Annotated in this window: 19 protein-coding genes and 1 pseudogene; 19 read left to right on the forward strand and 1 reads right to left on the reverse strand. The window is 64.2% G+C overall.

Annotated elements, in window-relative coordinates; all coding sequences use genetic code 11:
• Nucleotides 1-456 precede the first annotated feature (456 nt).
• The 14 genes from GP2_RS12775 (at nt 457) to GP2_RS12840 (ending at nt 13485) form a co-directional block, all read left to right on the forward strand.
• Nucleotides 457-1635 (forward strand): thiolase family protein, encoded by a 1179-nt coding sequence (locus tag GP2_RS12775; RefSeq protein WP_006900928.1) that lies wholly within the window; start codon nt 457-459, stop codon nt 1633-1635.
• Nucleotides 1635-2381: an SDR family oxidoreductase gene (locus GP2_RS12780; RefSeq protein ID WP_006900929.1), complete on the forward strand. Its 747-nt coding sequence runs from the start codon at nt 1635-1637 to the stop codon at nt 2379-2381. Before GP2_RS12775 ends, GP2_RS12780 begins: the two co-directional genes overlap by 1 nt.
• The gene (locus GP2_RS12785) at nt 2378-3508 is read left to right on the forward strand and encodes a beta-ketoacyl-[acyl-carrier-protein] synthase family protein (protein ID WP_006900930.1); all 1131 of its coding nucleotides are present in this window, start codon (nt 2378-2380) and stop codon (nt 3506-3508) included. Before GP2_RS12780 ends, GP2_RS12785 begins: the two co-directional genes overlap by 4 nt.
• On the forward strand, nt 3508-4686 hold the full coding sequence (locus tag GP2_RS12790; protein WP_006900931.1) for a thiolase family protein: 1179 nt from the start codon (nt 3508-3510) through the stop codon (nt 4684-4686). The genes GP2_RS12785 and GP2_RS12790 overlap by 1 nt, the downstream gene beginning before the upstream one ends.
• Nucleotides 4683-5156: a Zn-ribbon domain-containing OB-fold protein gene (locus GP2_RS12795; protein ID WP_006900932.1), complete on the forward strand. Its 474-nt coding sequence runs from the start codon at nt 4683-4685 to the stop codon at nt 5154-5156. The genes GP2_RS12790 and GP2_RS12795 overlap by 4 nt, the downstream gene beginning before the upstream one ends.
• Complete coding sequence (locus tag GP2_RS12800) at nt 5153-6328, forward strand: acyl-CoA dehydrogenase family protein (protein ID WP_006900933.1); 1176 nt, start codon at nt 5153-5155, stop codon at nt 6326-6328. The genes GP2_RS12795 and GP2_RS12800 overlap by 4 nt, the downstream gene beginning before the upstream one ends.
• Nucleotides 6325-7443 (forward strand): acyl-CoA dehydrogenase family protein, encoded by a 1119-nt coding sequence (locus tag GP2_RS12805; RefSeq protein WP_006900934.1) that lies wholly within the window; start codon nt 6325-6327, stop codon nt 7441-7443. Before GP2_RS12800 ends, GP2_RS12805 begins: the two co-directional genes overlap by 4 nt.
• The gene (locus tag GP2_RS12810) at nt 7443-8201 is read left to right on the forward strand and encodes an SDR family NAD(P)-dependent oxidoreductase (RefSeq protein WP_006900935.1); all 759 of its coding nucleotides are present in this window, start codon (nt 7443-7445) and stop codon (nt 8199-8201) included. Before GP2_RS12805 ends, GP2_RS12810 begins: the two co-directional genes overlap by 1 nt.
• A 1-nt stretch (nt 8202) precedes the next feature.
• Nucleotides 8203-8712, forward strand: a complete 510-nt coding sequence (locus GP2_RS12815; RefSeq protein WP_006900936.1) for an FAS1-like dehydratase domain-containing protein — start codon at nt 8203-8205, stop codon at nt 8710-8712.
• The gene (locus GP2_RS12820) at nt 8713-9141 is read left to right on the forward strand and encodes a MaoC family dehydratase (protein WP_006900937.1); all 429 of its coding nucleotides are present in this window, start codon (nt 8713-8715) and stop codon (nt 9139-9141) included.
• A gap of 84 nt (nt 9142-9225) precedes the next feature.
• The gene (locus GP2_RS12825; RefSeq protein ID WP_006900938.1) at nt 9226-9984 is read left to right on the forward strand and encodes a 3-hydroxyacyl-CoA dehydrogenase; all 759 of its coding nucleotides are present in this window, start codon (nt 9226-9228) and stop codon (nt 9982-9984) included.
• Nucleotides 9981-10712: an SDR family NAD(P)-dependent oxidoreductase gene (locus GP2_RS12830; protein WP_006900939.1), complete on the forward strand. Its 732-nt coding sequence runs from the start codon at nt 9981-9983 to the stop codon at nt 10710-10712. The genes GP2_RS12825 and GP2_RS12830 overlap by 4 nt, the downstream gene beginning before the upstream one ends.
• A gap of 73 nt (nt 10713-10785) precedes the next feature.
• Nucleotides 10786-11952 carry an acyl-CoA dehydrogenase family protein gene (locus GP2_RS12835; protein ID WP_006900940.1) on the forward strand — a complete coding sequence of 389 codons (1167 nt, stop codon included), beginning with the start codon at nt 10786-10788 and terminating at the stop codon, nt 11950-11952.
• 186 nt (nt 11953-12138) lie between these two features.
• Entirely contained in the window at nt 12139-13485 is a 1347-nt protein-coding gene (locus GP2_RS12840; protein WP_157211683.1) for an MFS transporter, read from the forward strand.
• A gap of 116 nt (nt 13486-13601) precedes the next feature.
• On the opposite strand, the pseudogene GP2_RS21650 reads toward GP2_RS12840, so the two are convergent.
• Nucleotides 13602-13813: pseudogene (locus GP2_RS21650) on the reverse strand (ATP-binding protein); the annotation flags it as partial.
• Nucleotides 13814-14252: 439 nt separating this feature from the next.
• On the opposite strand from GP2_RS21650, the gene GP2_RS12845 reads away from it, so the two are divergent.
• From GP2_RS12845 to GP2_RS12865, 5 genes are all read left to right on the forward strand, one after another.
• Nucleotides 14253-14852 (forward strand): TetR/AcrR family transcriptional regulator, encoded by a 600-nt coding sequence (locus GP2_RS12845; protein ID WP_006900942.1) that lies wholly within the window; start codon nt 14253-14255, stop codon nt 14850-14852.
• Between the two features lie 84 nt (nt 14853-14936).
• The gene (locus GP2_RS12850) at nt 14937-16799 is read left to right on the forward strand and encodes a sigma-54-dependent Fis family transcriptional regulator (RefSeq protein ID WP_506256199.1); all 1863 of its coding nucleotides are present in this window, start codon (nt 14937-14939) and stop codon (nt 16797-16799) included.
• A 675-nt stretch (nt 16800-17474) separates the two neighbouring features.
• Entirely contained in the window at nt 17475-18242 is a 768-nt protein-coding gene (locus tag GP2_RS12855; RefSeq protein WP_230824982.1) for an enoyl-CoA hydratase/isomerase family protein, read from the forward strand.
• Nucleotides 18239-19420, forward strand: coding sequence for an acyl-CoA dehydrogenase family protein (locus GP2_RS12860; RefSeq protein WP_006900945.1), 1182 nt, complete (start codon nt 18239-18241; stop codon nt 19418-19420). Before GP2_RS12855 ends, GP2_RS12860 begins: the two co-directional genes overlap by 4 nt.
• A gap of 10 nt (nt 19421-19430) precedes the next feature.
• Complete coding sequence (locus GP2_RS12865) at nt 19431-19952, forward strand: flavin reductase family protein (protein WP_006900946.1); 522 nt, start codon at nt 19431-19433, stop codon at nt 19950-19952.
• Nucleotides 19953-19964: the final 12 nt, after the last annotated feature.

Here is a 19964-nt window from a genome sequence, read left to right on the forward strand (position 1 = left end):
TTGGATCCATGACCACATGCCAAATCTGTTCCACGCCCGCTTCTTTGCGCTCGAGTAGATCCAGTGTCGACTGCCGCGCAAGGTGACTGGAGAAGGTCCGGGTGATGGTCGGGCCGTCTGAGGTGAACCGGTCAGGGCCGGGGAACTGCATGACGCCGATGGTCCGCGCGCGACGAGTTCGAAGGCGCCCACGTCGATGTGATGGGCGTGACCGTACCGAGCGCCGCGAATCACGTTCCGACGGGCCTCGGCTCATGCGAAATCGTCGGAGTCCACGCGATCGAGCGCCTCGGGGTATCGCCCCGGATGTGTGCCTCTGGTGTCGTCCCGCAGTCGGTGATCCGAACCACAATTCTGTTGCGCATTGAGACACCCAGGCCTCCTCGGATGTCCTTAACGTCACCTCAGAGTGAGGCGCGCGGCCTCAGGGTCCGATAGCGAACGGGAGATGGCCATATGGGGTCTGCAGTGATTGTCGATATCGTCAGAACAGGGTCAGGCAAGGGCAAGCCCGGTGGCGCCCTGTCAGGCATCCACCCGGTGAACCTGCTGGCCCAGACCCTCCGCGCTCTGCTCGAGCGCAATGACCTAGATCCGGCCACGATCGATGACGTCATCGCCGGATGCGTGTCGCAGGCGGGGGAGCAGACCCTCAACATCGCGCGCAATGCCATCCTTGCAGCGGGCCTCCCGGAATCGGTGCCGGGTACCACTGTGGACCGGCAGTGCGGGTCGAGCCAGCAGGCGGTGCACTTCGCGGCCCAGGGCGTCCTTGCCGGTGCCTACGACATCGTCGTCGCCTGTGGCGTGGAATCGATGAGCCGCGTCCCCATGGGGTACAGCTCGGTGGATCAGGATCCAAACCGGGGTCCGCTGTCCGCCCGTTACCCCGAGGGGTTGATCGGACAGGGTGTTTCAGCCGAACTCATCGCGGCCCGGTGGAATCTCGATCGGGAGACACTCGACGAGTATTCCGCCCGGTCGCATCAGCGGGCCGCTCAGGTGACCGAGGCCGGCGGGTTCCAGCGCGAGATCGTGCCGATCACTGTCGACGGTCGTGTGCATGACACCGACCAGACCTTGCGTGCATCCACGACCGTCGAGGGGCTCAGTGGACTGAAGCCGTCCTTCGTCGACGACCGCCTGCAGCAACGCTTCCCGGAGATCAACTGGAGCATCACGCCGGGTAATTCCTCGCCGCTCACCGACGCTGCCTCGGCCGCGTTGATCATGAGTGAGAAGAAGGCGAGCGAACTCGGCTTGACTCCACGTGCCCGGTTCACCGATTTCGCGGTCACGGGCAGCGACCCGCTCCTGATGTTGACCGGTGTCATCCCCGCAACCGAGAAGGTACTGAAGCGTTCGGGGCTGAGCATCGACGACATCGACGCCTACGAGGTCAACGAGGCATTCGCGCCGGTGCCGCTGGCGTGGCTGAAGGACTTGAAGGCCGACCCGGAGAAGCTGAACCCGCGTGGCGGCGCGATCGCGCTCGGACACGCGCTGGGGGCATCAGGTGTCCGCCTACTCGCGACGCTGGTCAACCACCTCGAGGACACCGGCGGGCGCTACGGGCTCCAGACAATGTGCGAGGGCGGCGGTATGGCGAACGCGACGATCATCGAGAGGATCTGATGAGCATCGGACAGATCACGCCGGATTTCGACGGAACCACAGTCCTGGTGACCGGTGGGGCCCAAGGGATCGGCTACCAGATAGCCAGCTACTTCCACTCCGCAGGGGCGCGTGTGGCGGTGCTGGATTACGACAAGAAGCTGCTGGACGAGGCATGGGGTGGCGTCGACCGCGTGTATCTGACGGCTGTTGACGTCAGCGACGGGGACGCGGTCCGGTCGGCGGTCGACGACATCGTCGCATGGGCCGGCGGAATCGACGTCGCCGTCAACAACGCCGGAATCGCACGAGATGCCGTTGTCTGGAAACTCACTGACGAGCAGTGGGATTCGGTGCTGGCCGTGCACACCACCGGAACGTTCAACGTGACCCGTTCGGTCGTCCCGCACATGCGTGCCGCCGGCGCCGGACGCATCATCAACGTGACGTCCTACACCGGTATGCACGGAAACATCGGACAGTCGAACTATGCCGCGGCGAAGGGTGGGATCATCGCCTTCACCAAGTCGGTTGCCAAAGAGGTCGCGAGATTCGGGATCACCTGCAATGCCATCTCGCCCAACGCCTCCACCGCCATGGTCGCGGCGGTGCCACCGGACAGGCTCGCGGAGATGACCGCTTCGGTTCCGCTCGGTCGGTTCGCCGAGGCCTCCGAGATGGCGCCCGCGGTCGGTTTCCTGGCGTCGGCACAGGCGGCGTATGTCACCGGTGTCGTCCTCCCGGTAGATGGCGGGGTGTCGATGTGACCAGGCTCAATCCTTCGGCCGCTGCGGCCGATCCGATCCCGATCATTGGAATGGCGACAACGCCGCTGGTGGTCGAGTCAGACGCGGTTCTCGATGAACTCGTCTTCGAGGCAGTGTCGAATGCTTTGCGGGAGGCTGGTATCCGCAAACAAGAGGTCGACCTGTCGATCACCGCGTCCCTCGACATCTACGACGGACGGAGCATCTCGTGTGGCCTGACCAATGCCGCCTCCGGCGGCTATCTCGGCCAGTCCTATCGACTCGAGGGTGATGCCGGCCAGGCAATTGTCGCTGCGGCGCAGACGATTGCCGCCAACGACGCCGACGTCGTGGTCGCCGTCGGGGTCTACAACCCTGAGGTCTCCACCCCCGACCGACGGGCATTTGTCCAGCAGATCTCCAATTACGGGTTCGAACCCCACTTCGACCGTCCGGTCGCCCTCTCTGCGGAGACCATCTGGGGGCTGCATGCCAGCCATGCGCTGGGCGCGGGCCTGATCGATCGTGACCGGCTCGCCGAGCTCGCCGCGGATGAGATCTCACGTGGGGCGACATCACCGCACACGACCAGGACAAAGGCGGTTTCCGCGTCCGAGGTCCTGGGTTCGGAACTGGTGAACGGGCCGCTGACCGAACTGATGCTGCCCGCCGATTCCACCGGCGCAATCGCTGTCGTCCTCGGTTCCCTGCCGCGCGCGCGACGCGCCCGCACAACGCGAGCGATATTGACCGGATGGGGGCAGGCCAGCGGCGACACCACTCCGTCAGGGACCTGGCTGACCGACCCGGCAGCACCCACTCGTCGTGCTGCGGACGAGGCATATCGGCGTGCCGGAGTTTCAGCACCGGACGATCAGATCGAGATCGTCGAACTGACTGCTCCGACTCCGGCCCTGCATGCGCCGGTTCTCAGTGCCCTCGGCCTCGGTGGTCCCGGTGTTGTGGTGAATCCGTCGGGCGGCGTTCGTAGTTCGTATCCCGGTGTGGCCAACGGTGCACTGCGGTTGCTCGAGGTCGTGCAAGCGATGGAGAACAGCGGAGCCGGTCACGGCGTCGCACAGTCGAGTGACCCGTTGACCGGAACGGTCGCCGACACCGCGACGGTGTTGGTGGTGGAGGGAGTCTGATGTCTACTCGAGCATTCATCGGCGGTGTCGGGATCACCGAGGCGACCTCGCCGCGCAAACAGACCTCGTCGGCGGTCGAACTGATCCAGCAGGCGGTCTGGGCGGCCCTCGAGCATGCGGGCATTACCCCGGATGCACTCGACGGTCTCGTCATCGGCGACATCGACGGCTTCGAGGGAACTGTCCTCGGCGCCAAACACATTGTCCGACAACTTGGCTTGGGCACCGACATCCCGGTCACGGTGATCAACACCGGTGGAACGACCGGCGGCAACCTGATGCAGGTCGCAGCACGGCAGGTCCGATCCGGTGACCGTCAGCGCGTGTTGTGCATCGGCGGGCCGACCTTCTACGGCGCGGTCGACCTGCAGTCGGCGATCAACACGAACTCGCCGATGATCGTCGAGCAGCCTCTCGGAATGGGTGCGTATCACATGGGCGCTTTCTATCCGAGCGCCTATCAGCGCAGGTTCGGCGCAACGGTGCAGGACTTCGCGGCCAGCGCGGTTCAGGACCACGAGCATGCATCGCGCAATCCGTATGCGCACCTGCGGAACACGCTGACCGTCGAGGACGTGGTGAACTCCCGTCCGCTGTCCAGTCCCATGACCATGGCGATGGTGTGCCCCGTGTCCACGTCGGCGAACGCGCTGCTCGTCTGCTCTGAGGCGGCGGCCGCAGAGGTGCGGCCCACTCCGGTGCTCATCGCCGCGATGGCCACCAGCAGCGATCCGTACCTCGGCGGCGGTAAGAGCGATTTCGCCGCGATGGAGAATCTCTCCATTCTGGCGCGCAAGGTGTATCGCCTGGCCGATGTATACGATCCGATTGCCGAGTTCGACGTCGTCGAGGTGTTCTCGCCGTATGCGCCGATGCAGCCGATGCAACTCGAGGCCCTCGGATTCGCGCCGCCCGGCGGGGGCATCGACCTGATCCGCTCGGGGGCGACCCGTATCGACGGCAAGATCCCGGTCAACCTGTCCGGCGGGCCGCTGTGTACCAATGCCGGCGTTGCCGGCGAACTCGCTCCCTACGTGTACGTCGCACTACAACTCATGGGCGACGCTCCGGAAGAGATGCAGGTACCCGGCGCCCGCCGGGGCCTGGCACACGGAACCGGGGGCACATTCTTCCAATTCGAGAATCTGGCTGTCCTGGAAAGGCACGAGTGCTCATGACCACCGAAACTTCTGGCTCCATCACGACCCAGCGGGTCCACTGGGATCTCGACTACGACGTGCACCTCGGTCGGACCTGGGGCCGCTTCATGCAGGGGTTGACCGAGAAGAAGATCCTCGCCAACGCGTGCCCGGAATGCGCTCGGGTCTTCGTCCCTCCGCAGGCATACTGCGAGTCCTGCTTCGTGGCCACCGATGAGTGGCGGGAACTTCCGCCCGAGGGCGAGGTGGAGGTGTTCACGGTGGCGTGGCAGAGCTTCCGCGGTGGGCCGAAGCCGCCGTACGCCATCGCCGGGATCCGCCTCGACGGCGCCAGCACGCTTCTCATGCACTACGTGAGCGGGCTCGACCTCTCCGATCCCGTCGCGGTTGGCGACCAGCTCAAGCCCGGCGCGCGGGTCCGGGCCGTCTGGGCGGACAACCGGACCGGACAGATTCTTGACATCGCGCACTTCGAGCAGATCCCATGAGCACGAACATCACCGACGCCGTCTTCGAATTTCTCGCGGCCCATGACCCGGCGACGACCGAGCGGCTCGACTTCCTGCGTGCTCAGTTCGATGCCGGGCTGGCGTGGGTGCACTACCCCGAGGGACTCGGTGGCCGCGGGCTCGACCGAGAGCTACAGGCCACGGTCGATCGGCTGTTGGCCGAAGCCGGCGCCCCCACCAACGAGCCCCATCGCAACATCATCGGGCTCGGGATGGCGGCGCCCACGATCCTCCGATTCGGAACCGACGAACAGAAGGCTCGCTGGTTGCGTCCGTTGTGGACGGGCGAAGAGATCTGGTGCCAGCTCTTCTCCGAACCGGGAGCAGGCTCGGACCTCGCCAATGTCGCGACCAGTGCCGTCCGCAAGGACGACCGGTGGGTCGTCAACGGCCAGAAGGTGTGGACCTCGCTGGCCCACGACGCGAGGTGGGCGATCCTGGTCACCCGGACAGACCCCTCGGTCCCGAAGCACAACGGCCTGACCTTCTTCGTCTGCGACATGACCGCTGCGGGTGTGGATGTGCGCCCGCTGCGCCAGATCACCGGTGAGAGTGAATTCAACGAGGTCTTCCTCGACGGAGTCGAGATCCCGGACGAGTATCGACTCGGCGAGGTCGGACAGGGATGGGCCGTCACCCAGAACACCCTGATGAACGAGCGAGTGGCCATTGCTGCCGGCACCGTGCCGCGGGAGAGCGGAGCCATCGGCGAACTGGTCAAGGTCTGGCGTGAACGGCCGGAACTGCGCACCGCGGCACTGCACGACAAGGTGTTGCGGTTCTGGGTCGAGGCGGAGGTTGCCCGCCTGACCGCCGAACGGCTCGGCCAGCAGCAGGCAGCCGGCGAACCGGGTCCGGAAGCGTCGGGATCGAAGATCACCTACGCCCGGCTCAACCAGCAGATCGCCTCTCTCGAGCTCGATCTCCTCGGCGCCGAGGCACTGCGCTACGGCGACTACACGGCGCGCCGGCCGGTGATCGTCGAACACTCCGAGAACCCGGCTGGGTGGCGCTACCTGCGGGCCAAGGGCAACTCGATCGAAGGCGGCACGTCGGAGATCATGCGCAACATCATCGCCGAACGTGTGCTGCAGCTCCCGCCCGAGCCGCGCGCCGACAAAGACACGCCTTGGAAGGATCTTCCCAGATGACGGTCACGACGCCGGAAACCGGCAATCTCCTGTACACCGAGATCGAAGACGACCTACGCCAGAGCGTGCGATCGCTGCTGGACAAGCGATGTGGCTGGACCGAAGTTCTGGCGCGCACCGAATCGGCAGATCTTGTCGACACGAGTCTGTGGTCCACCCTCGCCGGCGAACTGGGATGCGCGGCAATGCCGATCCCCGAAGAGCAGGGCGGTGCCGGCGGCAGTTGGCGCGAGGCCGCAGTGGTGGCAGAGGAGCTCGGCCGTGCGGTTGCTCCCGTCCCGTTCCTCGGTTCGGCCGGCATTGCCACCGCACTGCTGCTCGAACTGCGCCTGCCCGACGTTCTCGAGCAGCTCGCCTCGGGCGAGTCGACGGCGGCGGTGTGCATTCCGTTCGCGGCGACGCCGTACGGCGGCGTGCCGACGTCGGTCACAGTGGAGAGCGGGCGTCTGCAGGGTCAGGTGGCCGGTGTCGTCGATGCCGGCGCCGCCGACATTCTGCTCGTGCCCACCGCAGACGGTCTCTACCTCGTGTCCGCTGAAAGTGCGACGATCACGGAGTCGGTGTCGCTGGACATGACTCGTCCCGTCTCGGACATCTCGTTCGACGGTGCCGACGGCCGACGTCTCGCCGACGCGGGCGCCGAGCTCGATGCAGCCGTGTCCACCGCCCTGCGGATCGGAGCGATGCTGCTGGCCTCCGAGCAGCTCGGCCTTGCGGAGAGGTGTTTGGATCTCACCGTCGAGTATCTCGCGACTCGTCGTCAGTTCGCCCGTCTGCTCGGGTCATACCAGGCACTGAAGCACCGGCTTGCCGACCTGTGGGTGCTCATCACCCAGGCGAGAGCGGTCGCGCGGTATGCCGCCGAGTGTGCCACGACGGGATCCGCGGATCTGCCTATCGCCGTCGCCCTGGCGCAGGCCACCTGTTCCGAGGTCGCGCAGCAGGCGGCCGAGGAGTGCATTCAACTCCACGGTGGTATCGGTTTCACCTGGGAGCATCCGGCGCACCTCTACCTCAAGCGTGCGAAGGCCGACGCGATAGGTCTGGGCACCGCTTCGGCACATCGCGCGGAACTGGCCACGCTCATCGACATCCAGTCGCCGGAGGTGCGCTGATGGCCGCCGATCTCACCGGTACCACTGCTGTCGTCACCGGCGGCAACAACGGGATCGGCCGCGCTCTCGCCGTCGGCCTCGCCAAAGCGGGTGCAGACGTGGCGATCTGGGCGCGCAATGCCGAGCGCAATGCGCAGACCGTCGCCGAGATCGAGACATTCGGTGTGAAGGCGCTCGGGGTGAGCTGCGACGTGACCGACGAGCAAGCTGTGATCGCGGCCATGGACGAGACGGTGGCGACGCTCGGACCGCTGGGATGCTTCGTGGCGAACTCCGGGATCTCCATCGAGACCCCGATCGTGGACATGTCCTTCGACACCTGGCGACATGTGCTTGCCACGAATCTCGACGGGGCCTTCCTCTGTACTCGCGAGGCGGCGCGGCGGTTCGTCGACCAGGGAGTCGGTGGCTCCATGATCGTTGTGTCGTCGACCATCAGCCGCTACGGCGGGGCGGGTATGGCCGCCTACGGTGCGAGCAAGACCGGGGTGCTCGGCCTCGGCCGGACACTGGCGGTCGAACTCGCCCGGCACCGAGTGCGATGCAACGTGCTGGTCCCGGGATGGACCAAGACCGCCATGAACGAGCACCTGCAAGCAGACGAGCGGTTCGTTCGGGCGACAAGCGGCCGAACGCCGGTTCGGCGGTGGGCCGAGCCGGAGGAGTTCCACGACATCGCGGCATTTCTTGCCGACCCTTCCCTGACTTTTCACACCGGAAATGAGGTGATCGTCGATGGCGGATACACCATCTACTGACGTGACCGGGACACGACCGTCCGCTGTCGAGCGGGATGGGTCGACCTCGACGCCGGCCGAACTGATCGATATCGCAGTACTCAAGCAGTCGCTCGAGGGCCGTGAACTCCCCGGAGCCAGCATCACCATAGAGCCGTATCAGAGCGTGCTGGCGGATTACGCATTGGAAGCCGATGCCGACGATTCGGGTGACGCACACCCGTTGTGGGGGCTCGTGCTGTCGCTGCGGGGGATGGGCATCACTGTCGTCGAACTCTGCGCCTTGGCCGCCCAACGCCCCCAGGATGTGCTCCTGTTCGGCAACTGCGAGGTGATTCAGCACCGGCCCTTGCGAGTCGGCGCGACCATCGACGTCACCGCGAGTATCGAATCTGTCAGTCGCAAGGAGACGAGGCATGGCGGACACCTGGACTTCGTAACCGTCAGAACGGCCTTCCACGACAAGGACAACTCGCTGGCGGGACCAGTTGGCGAAGTCGCCAACGGCTTCATCTTCAAGCGAGGAGCGTAGATGACACTCACCACTGAACCGCGCGTCTGCGACGACCTCCCGGCGTTCAAGGTGGAATCGGTAAGCGCAGACAAGATCCGGATCATGGCCCTGATCTTTCAGGACCCCAACCCCATCCACTTCGATCTCGAGGCTGTGCGCGAAGCAGGACTGGGCGACAGATACGTCAACCAGGGCGGTGTCACTATGGCCTACATCATCAACATGCTGACCGCATGGACAGGGTCGCGGGCCTCTATCCGTTCCCTCTCAACCAGATTCACCGCGAATGTCTTCGCAGGCGATGCGGTCGAGGCCGGCGGAACGGTGACCGGCGTGCGCAACGCCGACGGTCGAATGCTGGTCGATTGCGACGTTTGGGTCCGTCCCGTCACCGCGGACGGCGGAGCGCCGCCCGTCGTCTCCGGAACCGCCACTGTCGCACTGTGAACCGATCGCGCACCGGCGCGATGGAACCCGACGGCTAACGCATAGACCAGGGGGTGCTCTGGTCTCACAACAAGGAGTTTTTCAGTGAACATCAGCGGAAGCTCTGCCCTGGTCACAGGTGGAGCGTCGGGTCTCGGCCTCGCCACGGCCGAGAAACTCAGCGGCGCAGGAGCGAAGGTCGTCATCGTCGATCTTCCCGAATCGCCCGGTGCGGAGGTGGCCGATCGCTCGGAGAACATCACATTCGTGCCTGCCGACGTGCGGGACAGCGAACAGATCTCGGCAGCTATCGAGACTGCGTCGGCCTTGGCCCCTCTGCGAATTACGGTCAACTGCGCGGGCATCGGCGACCCAGCCAAGACCCTTGGGCGTCGTGGGCCCCTCGGACTCGACCGCTTCGAGCGGGTCATCTCGATCAATCTGCTGGGGACCTTCAACGTGATTCGGCTCGCCGCCGAGGCGATCGCAGCGACTGAACCCGTCGAGGGGGAGCGCGGCGTCATCGTCAACACGGCATCGGTGGCTGCTTTCGACGGGCAAGTAGGCCAAGCCTCATATTCCGCTTCCAAGGCCGCGATCGCAGGAATGACGTTGCCGGTCGCCAGGGATCTCGCTGACTTGCTGATCCGCGTCGTCACCATCGCGCCCGGAATGTTCGCCACCCCTATCCTTCAGGGGCTGACCGACGACGCTCGTGCGTCGCTGGAGAAACAGATCCCCCATCCCTCTCGGCTGGGCCAACCGGCCGAGTACGCCGACCTTGTCGCCCACATAGTGAACAACCCCATGCTCAACGGTGAGACCATTCGACTCGACGGCGCACTGCGGATGGCGCCGCGATGACCCGCACAGCACTGGTCACCGGCGCATCACGAGGGATCGGTCTCGAGATCGCTCGCCGACTGGCAGACGACGGATGGAACCTCACCATCAGCGCACGAACCGAGAGCACTCTCACCGAAGCTGCCACCACGTTGCGGGAGAGATCGCAGGGGGAGGTCTGTGCGGTCGTGGCGGACATGGCATCTGAAGGGGACGTCCTCGCGCTGGCCGCCGCGCACCGAGAACGCTTCGGCCGACTCGATGCGCTGGTCCTCAACGCCGGCATGGGATCGATAGGGCCGATTGCGGAGTTCCCGATCCGGCGCTTCGACAAACTGATCGCGGTCAACGTTCGATCGGCCTATCTGCTCATCCAGCAACTGTTGCCGACTCTCAGGGAAACAGCCGGCACCACCGGTTCGTCGCGCGTCATCGCGATATCGTCGCTGACGGGCACGGCCTCGGAACCGTTGAATTCCGCGTACGGCGCCAGTAAGGCCGCGCTGACTTCGCTGTGCGAGACGGTCAACACGGAGGAATCGCTCGGCGGGGTCAGTGCCACTGCATTGTGCCCCGGTTACGTGGCGACGGACATGACCGCGCCGCTGACCGGTGATGTTCCAGCCGACACCATGATCGACCCGGTCGAGATCGCCGAGCTCGCGGTCGGCCTGACACGGCTGGGGCGCAGCGCGGTCATCCCCGCGATTCCCATCTCTCGGCCCGGACCGCTCGTGTGGCGGGTCTGAACTGCACAATCCCTCACCCGGGTGTCCTGTTTCGGGACAGTCGACCGGGTCCCCACGATCGTAAGGTGAACCCATGTTGTTGGACTTGGACGATGCCCGCCGTGACTTCCGCGAATACGTGCGCGGATGGGTGGACAAGAATTTCCCCCCCGAGCGTGCTCTGGAGCTGGAGAAGCAGGAATACCGGTATCCGTTCGAACTCTGGGATGCCATGGCAGAAGCAGGGTTTCATGCCGTAGGGATCAGCGAGGAGTACGGCGGACAGGGTGGCAACGCGGTTGACACCGCTGTTCTGGCCCGTGAGCTCGCGCGAAGCCTGGGCGGCCTGTCCTGGGTCTGGGGGATCCCCTCGTTCGCCGGCGCGAAGGCGTTGAGCCACGCCGGTACCGATGAACAGAAGAAGGAACTTCTCCCCGAACTCGCCGCCGGTCGCATCCGCTTCTCCATCGCGGTGACCGAACCAGGAGGCGGCACCGATCTGCTGGGTGCGATGCGCACACGTGCCACCAAGGTGCCCGGCGGTTGGAAGGTCTCCGGGCAGAAGATGTGGTCCACAGGGGCGAAGCAGGCCACATATCTACTGTTGCTCGCACGCAGCGGTGATCCTGAAGGCCCCGGCAAACGTCCCCCGACAACACTCCTGCTCGTGCCGTCGAATTCGCCGGGTATCGAGATGAGATACATCCCGAAGATGGGCATGCGCGCGATGGGGTCGTGCGAGGTCTTCCTCGACGACGTGTTCGTACCCGACTCGCAACTGCTCGGCATCGAGCATCAGGGCTTCAAAGTCCTTGTCGCTTCGCTGAACAACGAGCGGGTGATGAGCGGCGCGCTGGCGTTGGGCATGCTGGACGGAATACTCGAGGAATCCGTCGAATACGCATCGACCCGCACGGCATTCGGAAAGGTGATCGGTGGGCACCAGATCATTCAGCACTACATCGCAGACACCGCCCTCGCTCAGAAGCAGTGCGAGCTCCTGACATTCGACGCCGCCTGGCGCGAGGCATCGGGACTGAACTGCCACAAGGAGGCGAACATGGTGAAGGTCGTGACATCCGAGCTCGCCGTTGCCGCAGCCGATCGTGGCATCCAGGTCCTGGGTGGGATGGGCATCTCGTCGGAGACTCACGCACAACGTTTCTGGCGGGATCTGCGTCAGTTCCGGATCGCGCCCATCAGCAACGAGATGGTGCGTAACAATCTCGCCGAGAGCTACGGGTTGCCGCGGTCGTACTGATGTTTGGGGCGCCGCTCGGTCACGTCGCCGGGTGGCGTACTCAGGTGAAGGCCGAATCCTCCGGTGGCAGTCCCGCAGGATCATTTTGGGACAGCAAAAAGTGTTGTCGCACACATAATCTGACTCGTGAAGTAACAGTCCACCTGCCACCCTGGTGGCAGGCACACGGCGATCGGAGGAATGATCATGCGGCCCACCCGCGAAAACCTGGCGGAACCCGAGAACAAACCGAAGGGCTTGCGAGCGGTCATCGTCGCGGCTCTCGGCGCGAGCACGCTCGAGTGGTACGACTTCTACATCTACGGGACTGCTGCGGCACTCGTCTTCAACAAGGTCTTCTTCCCGTCGGTCAACCCCGCACTGGGCACTCTCGCCGCCTTCGCGACGTTCGGGGTCGGCTTCCTGTTCCGTCCGCTCGGAGGGTTGATCTTCGGCCACTTCGGCGACACGTTGGGCAGAAAGAAGCTGCTCGTCATCGCGATGATGGTCATGGGTATCTCCACGTTCCTGATCGGCGTGTTGCCGACGTATTCGACGGTCGGGATTCTCGCACCGATCCTGCTCGTGGTGCTGCGCGCCGCTCAAGGTCTGGCCGTGGGCGGGCAGTACGGCGGTGCAATGCTTCTGGTCACCGAGAACGCGCCGGCGAACCGCAGGGGTTATTACGGCAGCTTCTCGCACATCGGACCATCACTGGCGGTCATCCTGTCCAATGTCGTGTTCCTCGTCGTCGTTGCCGCCGTGAGCTCGGACGCATTGATCGGCTGGGCATGGCGCATTCCGTTCCTGCTGTCTGTGTTCGTCGTGGCGGCAGGTATTTACATGCAACTGAAGATCGAGGACACCGCAGAGTTCCGCGAGCTCCAGGAGCGTCGCGTCGCGGAGCAGGGCGGTCAGCAGGTTCAGCGGCGGTCGCCGGTTATCGAGGCGCTGCGTACCCATCCGCGGGAGATCCTGCAGGCGGGCGGGATGATCTTGATCGTCCAGGTGTACTACTACGTACTGATCGTGTTCACGATCTCGTATGCCACATCCCATGACATCAGCCGTACAACGGCACTTGTCGCGGTTCTGTTGTCGAGTTTGGCAACTGTCGTGTCGATTCCGATCTTTGCGGCGCTCTCGGACAAATCGGGGCGAAAGACGGTGCTGGTCTGGTCCGCAATCGCCACAACGGCGAGCGCATTCCCGTTTGTGTTGCTGTTGGGCACCGGCAGCGTCCCGCTTCTGGTTCTCGCAGTGGTTGTTCCGGGAGTCACTCTCGGGGCGCTCTACGGTCCGATGGCTGCGTTCTACTACGAGATGTTCAGTGCCGAGGTGCGCTACTCCGGCGCGTCCATCGGCTACCAGTTGGGCGCTGTCCTGGGCGGCGGGTTCTCCCCATTCATCGCGACCGGATTGCTGGAGGCGACCGGATCGTTGCTCTCGGTCGGGGCGTTCATCACCGTCGCCGGACTCCTGAGCATCTGGGCCATTGCGTCCGTGTCGACCTCGTCCCGGCGAACGTCGACCGAGGTTTCGCAGGCGACATGAGGGCGCTGGTGGATTGACGCACAGACCGGCGATGGGCACAGGGCTTCTGCGCCCATCGCCACTGTCGTGGGTGATGACGTCGTCTCGTGGGTAGGGCTCGGCGTCGATAGTGATGCCTCGGTGTGGTGGACCAGTCGCTCGATCAGCGCGGCGGCAACGACGTCGTCGGCGAAGACCTCGACCCTGCGACCGAAGGGCAGGTTCGAGGTGATCGGCACCGAGGCCGGCTCGCAGCGACTGGCGATGAGTTGGGGGAACAGGTTGTTGGAGGTGGGGTGTCGGGGTCGAACGGCAGGTAGCCGATCTCGTCGTTGACGAGCAGCCGGGTAACGGCGTACTTGTGAGTTCGTGTGTCAGGCGTCCAGCGGCCTCTGCTTCGGTGGAGGTGGGTCGCCCATACGGTGGTGGTGTAAGACAGTGCCGGGTAGGCGTTGGGGGCGGCTACAGGTCGGCGGTGTGGTGTCGACGAAGTGGCCGATCACCGCCGGATGGACGGTGTAGTCGTTGCCGGCCACGCGCATGTGGAGTCGTGCCTGGGGGCCTGGCCCCGCTGTACTGGAGTCACCCTTCTCGCGAGACGGGGAGGGTCGAATCCGACCCGTCGTCAGGGGTGGTTTCGGGCGTCGTGAACGTACAGCTACATCCTTCTTGACAGCGCGAACGACTAGCCAGATCGATATCACCTATCCCGTGCAGCAGTCCAGATGGTCACGAGGCGGTCCTGTGTTCTCGGAATCGGGTCTCCGATTGCGTACTACTGTCACCACATGACCACATCCCGCTCGGCGGGGCGTACCCGTCTCAGTTCTAGTGACCGGCGTGAGCAGATTCTCGAAGCCGCCCAGCGTCTCTTCGCAGAACGTGCTTACGAAGAAGTTTCGACGGCGGAACTCGCCGCGGCGGCGGGTACCACCCGGACGAATCTGCACCACCACTTCGGTACGAAGAGAGCTCTCTACCTCGAGGTGGTTCGGCGCTTTGCCCGGTTGCCGGCACCTCCTACCGATCTCCCCCGGGCCTCGGACGTTCCGACGGCGGTCGCTGAGACCTTTGACAAGTGGCTCGATCTCGTCGAGCACAACCGCGAGACATATCTGAGCATGATCGGAGCGTCTTCGATGGGTCGCGACCCCGAGGTGGAGGAGGTCCTCCGCGCCGGGATGAGAGTGTGGGAGGAGCGATTGCTCGCAGTGCTGCAAGCTCCCAGTACCGATTTGAACCGAGCTCAGATCCGGGCCTTCCAAGCCCTTCTGAGCACGGCAACCGACGAATGGCTACGTAAGGGAAAACTCAAGCGCGCGAATGTACATGACCTTCTGACCCGTGGATTGTTGGCTCTGCCCGTCGAGCGCCCCGATTTATCTTGACACTGTGTCGGTAGTGGGTCACTCTTGCTGTATCCAGCGTGCGGAGTGATAGCGCTGGTTGTACTGACATGGAGGTCTGAGCTAGTGAGTACGGCTGTCACGTCACGACGTAGCGAGGATCGGGCGCGCACGAGCACGGACGCCGGTGTTCGGGGCTTTCCTCTCGACGACAGATCTCGGCTGAGTCATGTTCGAGAGAAATTCTTCTCCACGGGGATGGTCGATCCCGATGACCTTCGAGCGTCCGGCCTCGATATGAGCGTGATCGACTCATGGCGCCGAAGCCTGCGTTACGGACTCGGCAATCGCCCGAGGCAGATCGTGCGTTCTGTCGAGGTGGACATGCAGAATCCGCTGGTGAAGGTCGCTCACGCAGTCATCACGTCCCGCGAGGCCGTACTCGAACAGTCGATGTGTGGGCTGTCGCTCACAGATGCCGACGGGGTGCTCTTACGTCAGTGGGTGGGTGATCCCGCAGTTGGAAAATGGTTGGAGAGACACGGCATCGTCCCCTCTGTGGCCGTGGACGAGAGTTCCATCGGAACCTCCAGCGGCATCTGCCTGCTCACCGAGAAGCCGGCGATTGTCCGTGGCCTCGAACACTTCTACGAGGAGTATGCGGAAGTGACCTCGGCCGGCGTTCCCATCATCCACCCGGTCACACGCCGGATCGTCGGTTCGCTCAACCTGACGAGCCGCTATCGCGACACCAGCCCGGTATTGCTCTCCTGGGTGATGGAGTTGGTTGCGGACATTCAGCAAGAGTTTCATCAGACCGCGACCCGTCGTGAGAGGACACTGCTCAACGCGTACCTGAACGAGAATCGCGACGCCAGGCATCCGCTGGTGGCCCTGAATGATCAGACGATCATCACCAATGCAACCGCGGCAAGACTCATCTCATCGGTCGACCAGGCGCTTCTGTGGGAGCACGCTTCACGCGCAATCAGGGAGGGCTCTGAACGATCCCGACAATTGGTCCTCACCGACGGCACGGTGGTCTCGGTGCAATGTCGTGAGGTCGTGAGTGCGGCTGAATCAGTCGGTGCAGTGGTACGCATACGGCCGGTTGACGAACGCCCGTCGCGGAGTCGGGCCTGTTCACCTGCTCCCGGCCTCCCCGGGTTGGTCGGTGACGGACCGCGCTGGCGTGAGCTGTGCCGTCACGCGGTGGCCGCCGACCGTGCGATGCCGACTCTTATTGTCGGCGAACGCGGTACGGGAAAACTGTCGGTGGCGCAGGCGCTGGCGGGCGGGTCGGCGACGGTATTGGACGCGACTTCGGTCGGCCTCGAGGGCCGCGACTCGTTCTTGCGTCGGCTCTCGGATCTCCTCGATCAAGAGACGCCGTCCTCGGTGGTACTGAGGAGGTGCGACGAACTCGATGACTCCACTGCGACGGCGGTGGCGACGCTGCTTCGTTCGCATCGTGGCGGACCGGTCCGTGTGCTGGCCACCACGACCAGAGACGTCGAACACGGACACACCGACCCCTTGTACGCCGAGTTCCCGGTCGTTCTCTCGGTCCCGCCTCTGCGTGAGAGGATCGAGGACCTGCCCTCGCTGTTGGCGTCGCTGTCGCAGGTTGCCAGTGCGAGGCTCGGACGCACGGGTGGTGTTCGATGGATGCCCGACGCCGTTCAGGCACTGTCTCGCCTGGAGTGGCGGGGGAACATCACCTCTCTGGAGACGGTGGTGATGCGGGTTCTCCAAAGCACCACAAATGGTTACGTGAATGCAGCCGATCTTCCTGCGGATGTCGTTGCGAGCGCCTCGCGGCGCAAGTTGGCCGGGCTCGAGCATGTGGAGGCCCATGCGATCACTGCCGCGCTTCGCGAGGCGGGGGGCAACAAGAACAAAGCCGCCGAGCGGCTCGGCATCGCCCGATCGACGCTCTACCGCAAGATCCGCACCCTCGGTATCGATCTGACCACGTCGGCGTTCTGAGCCGGTGCCGGTGAGGTGGACCATCCGATGGTGGGTCGCCATGCGGCTTGGGGTTGGTGGCTCGTGATCCCCGCTGGGGGCGAACTCTGCGGCGTCCATTCTCGAACCGCAACGTAGGGCGGTGGACCATGTATGAGGGCCAGGCGGTCGAGCACGTCAACCACGCCGTCGGGTTGCGGACGCGGTCGACGTGGATCGCCCGCGGTTTGCAAGGTGAGCTCGTCCTGTGGCGCCGAGGAGCTCGCAGGACTTCCTAGAGTCAATCGGCTTGCTGAGACCTCCGGATACCGGCACACCTCAGCCAACACCCGCTCGGTCCCGAGGGGCTTCTTGCCCTCCGTCCGGCACGCGGATGATCTGATCCGGCGGGTGCCGTCGATGCTTGGCCAACCGCCATGTCGTCGTCGATTCCTGCCCGAACACTCGGGCAACAGCGTCGCACAACAACTCGACCACTGCAGATAATCCACCTCACCGGAGGTGTGCATCGTTTCCCGCACGGCATCCACATAACCGGCCACTGTGTCACGATCGGACAACCGAACACCCTCTACGCCACATACTTTCGTATGGACAAGGAGGTGATTCGGGATGTCACAGGACGCGAGCAGTAGAATCGTAGAGACAGCCGGACAGCAAGTCGGACGGGCCGGTGACGGTGAGATCTCGTACAGTGTGACCGACGCGGTCGCCCTCATCACGTTGGATCGCCCGTCGGCTCACAACGCCTTGACCGTGTCCATGCTGCAGCAGCTGGCGGCTGCTTTCGACGACGCTCGTCGCAACGACCACGTACGTGCCATCGTCATCACGGGTGCGGGTGACCGCGCCTTCAGCGCGGGCGGCGATCTCGGAGAACTGATTCCGCGCCTCTCAGCTGGTGAGCTGGAGATCTTGATCCCCGACCCCGCGAAAAGGTTCTTTTCGGATGTGTTCATCCCGGTGATCGCGGCGGTGAACGGCCTCTGCCTTGCGGGGGGACTTGAGATGTTGCTCGGAACCGATATCCGTATCGCCTCGGAGCGCGCGATTTTCGGACTTCCTGAGGTTCGGTGGGGACTCATTCCCGGCGGCGGAACGCATATCCGCCTCCCGCAACAGGTTCCCTGGGCTATCGCGATGCAGTTGCTTCTCACCGGGGATCATATCGATGCGACTCAGGCGTTGCGTGCCGGTCTGATCAACGAGGTCGTCCCGCCCGAATCGGTCTTGGAGCGCGCCCTCGATGTCGCCCGCGGAGTGACCCGAAACGCTCCTCTGGCAGTTCGCACCGCCAAGGAGATCGCGGTGCGCGCGCTTGGCAACGAGCCCCGCTTTGCCTTGGAGAATTCGCTCAACGAACGCGTACTACGCAGCGCGGACGCAGTCGAAGGGCCGCGCGCCTTCATCGAAAAGCGCACACCCAGTTATGCCTGGGAAGAGACAGAAAGGTCAATCCCATGACAGTGGCCCCGGTGCCGAACCTGAACCCGGACAGCCGGGAACTTGTGGCTTCGATCTTCGAAGCCGTGGAGGGAATCTCGGCCGCCTTTCCGCGATCCCTGTTCTTGCAGCGTGCGCGTGATGGAGGGCATGCCCGGGAACTCTGGGATGCACTCGTCGCGGCGGATCTTCTCGCCATCGGAGTGCCGGAGAGCCTGGGAGGTGCGGGAGGTGGGCTCACTGGAACCACTGCCGTGATGGAGGCGCTGGCACGCAAAGGTATCCCGCCGCTCCAGTACAGTCTCACGACCTTCTGCCGCGAGGCGATCCTGCGGCACGGATCGGAACAGCAGATCAAAGACCACGTCGTCACCAGCGTCACGGGCCGGCGCAAGATCTGCCTCGGGGTCACCGAGCCGGAGGCCGGCACGAATTCCTTCGCCGCGCGCACCTACGCGCGCAAGACGGCGGATGGCAGCTACCGGATCACCGGCCAGAAGGTCTTCATATCCGGCGCCGACGAGTCAGACCACATTCTGCTCTTGGCCAGGACCGCACCCCCGGGTGAACCCCTCAGCCGTAGAAGCGGTTTCGGGCTCTTCATTGTGGATCTGTCGCTGCCGGGTATCGAGCTCCGCCAGCTCGACATCGAGTGGTACGCCCCGGAGAACCAGTTCGAGGTGTTCTTCGACGACGTCGAGGTGCCTCAGGATGCGCTGATCGGAACAGAGGGGCTCGGATTCGATCACATCCTCTCCTGTCTGAACCAGGAACGAGTGACGGTAGCAGCCTGGGCTCTCGGCTTGGGGGAGTACGCGCTGCAGAAGGCGGTTGAGTACGCCAAGGTACGTGCACCATTCGGAACTCCGATCGGTACGCATCAAGCGGTTGCTCATCCGCTGGCGCTCGCCCGTGCTGAGATGGAGGCTGCGAGACAGGTCATGTACTCCGCTGCGGCGAGTTACGACAGTGGAGTCGATGCGGGTGACCAGGCGAATATGGCCAAGCTGCTCGGCAGCCGTGCGGCGCTCGCCGCCGTTGACAGCGCGATCCAGACTCATGGGGGTTCCGCATTCGTGTACGAGAGTGACGTGGTCACGATCTGGCCCATGGTGCGCATACTCCAGATCGCGCCTCTCAACAACGAATCGATCTTGAACTACATCAGCGAACGCGTCCTCGGGCTACCGCGAAGCTGAGATCGGAGTGATGACGGTGATCGACGTAGACCTGATTCCGGAGCGCGCGACCGTCCTGCGTCGTGCGTTCGGGTGTTTCCCGACGGGGGTCGCGGCGGTGTGTTCGGAGGCAGAATCGGGCCCCGTGGGCATGGCGGTGAGTTCGTTCACCTCGGTGTCGCTCGAACCTCCTCTGCTCTCTGTTTGCATGCAGAACACATCGACGACGTGGCCGATCCTTCGTCGCCAGCCCCGGTTGGGTCTCAGCGTGCTGGCCGAGGATCAGGCCGGGGCGGGAAGGAAGCTATCTCTCAAGAGTGGAGATCGCTTTGCCGGCACCGCCTGGCAGGCCACTGACGACGGCGCCCTGTTCGTGCTTGGGTCTGCAGCTTGGTTCGACTGCTCGATACATGCTGAGATCGAAGCGGGTGACCACACTCTGGTACTGCTACGAATCCACAGCGTGCAGACGGAAACGGGGATGTCTCCATTGGTGTTCCACGGGAGTCGGTTCCGCCGGTTGCACGATATGGAGTTGGTGGAGGAGCCATGACACCTGATGGTG

It is taken from the genome of Gordonia paraffinivorans NBRC 108238, from assembly GCF_000344155.1.
GTDB classification, from domain to species: Bacteria; Actinomycetota; Actinomycetes; order Mycobacteriales; family Mycobacteriaceae; genus Gordonia; species Gordonia paraffinivorans.

Bases quoted from the DNA above. Each gene is read 5' to 3' on its own strand.
- GP2_RS12775 (WP_006900928.1), top strand. From the start codon at position 457: ATGGGGTCTGCAGTGATTGTCGATATCGTCAGAACAGGGTCAGGCAAG.
- GP2_RS12780 (WP_006900929.1), top strand. From the start codon at position 1,635: ATGAGCATCGGACAGATCACGCCGGATTTCGACGGAACCACAGTCCTG.
- GP2_RS12790 (WP_006900931.1), top strand. From the start codon at position 3,508: ATGTCTACTCGAGCATTCATCGGCGGTGTCGGGATCACCGAGGCGACC.
- GP2_RS12795 (WP_006900932.1), top strand. From the start codon at position 4,683: ATGACCACCGAAACTTCTGGCTCCATCACGACCCAGCGGGTCCACTGG.
- GP2_RS12800 (WP_006900933.1), top strand. From the start codon at position 5,153: ATGAGCACGAACATCACCGACGCCGTCTTCGAATTTCTCGCGGCCCAT.
- GP2_RS12805 (WP_006900934.1), top strand. From the start codon at position 6,325: ATGACGGTCACGACGCCGGAAACCGGCAATCTCCTGTACACCGAGATC.
- GP2_RS12810 (WP_006900935.1), top strand. From the start codon at position 7,443: ATGGCCGCCGATCTCACCGGTACCACTGCTGTCGTCACCGGCGGCAAC.
- GP2_RS12820 (WP_006900937.1), top strand. From the start codon at position 8,713: ATGACACTCACCACTGAACCGCGCGTCTGCGACGACCTCCCGGCGTTC.
- GP2_RS12830 (WP_006900939.1), top strand. From the start codon at position 9,981: ATGACCCGCACAGCACTGGTCACCGGCGCATCACGAGGGATCGGTCTC.
- GP2_RS12835 (WP_006900940.1), top strand. From the start codon at position 10,786: ATGTTGTTGGACTTGGACGATGCCCGCCGTGACTTCCGCGAATACGTG.
- GP2_RS12840 (WP_157211683.1), top strand. From the start codon at position 12,139: ATGCGGCCCACCCGCGAAAACCTGGCGGAACCCGAGAACAAACCGAAG.
- GP2_RS12845 (WP_006900942.1), top strand. From the start codon at position 14,253: ATGACCACATCCCGCTCGGCGGGGCGTACCCGTCTCAGTTCTAGTGAC.
- GP2_RS12860 (WP_006900945.1), top strand. From the start codon at position 18,239: ATGACAGTGGCCCCGGTGCCGAACCTGAACCCGGACAGCCGGGAACTT.
- GP2_RS12865 (WP_006900946.1), top strand. From the start codon at position 19,431: ATGACGGTGATCGACGTAGACCTGATTCCGGAGCGCGCGACCGTCCTG.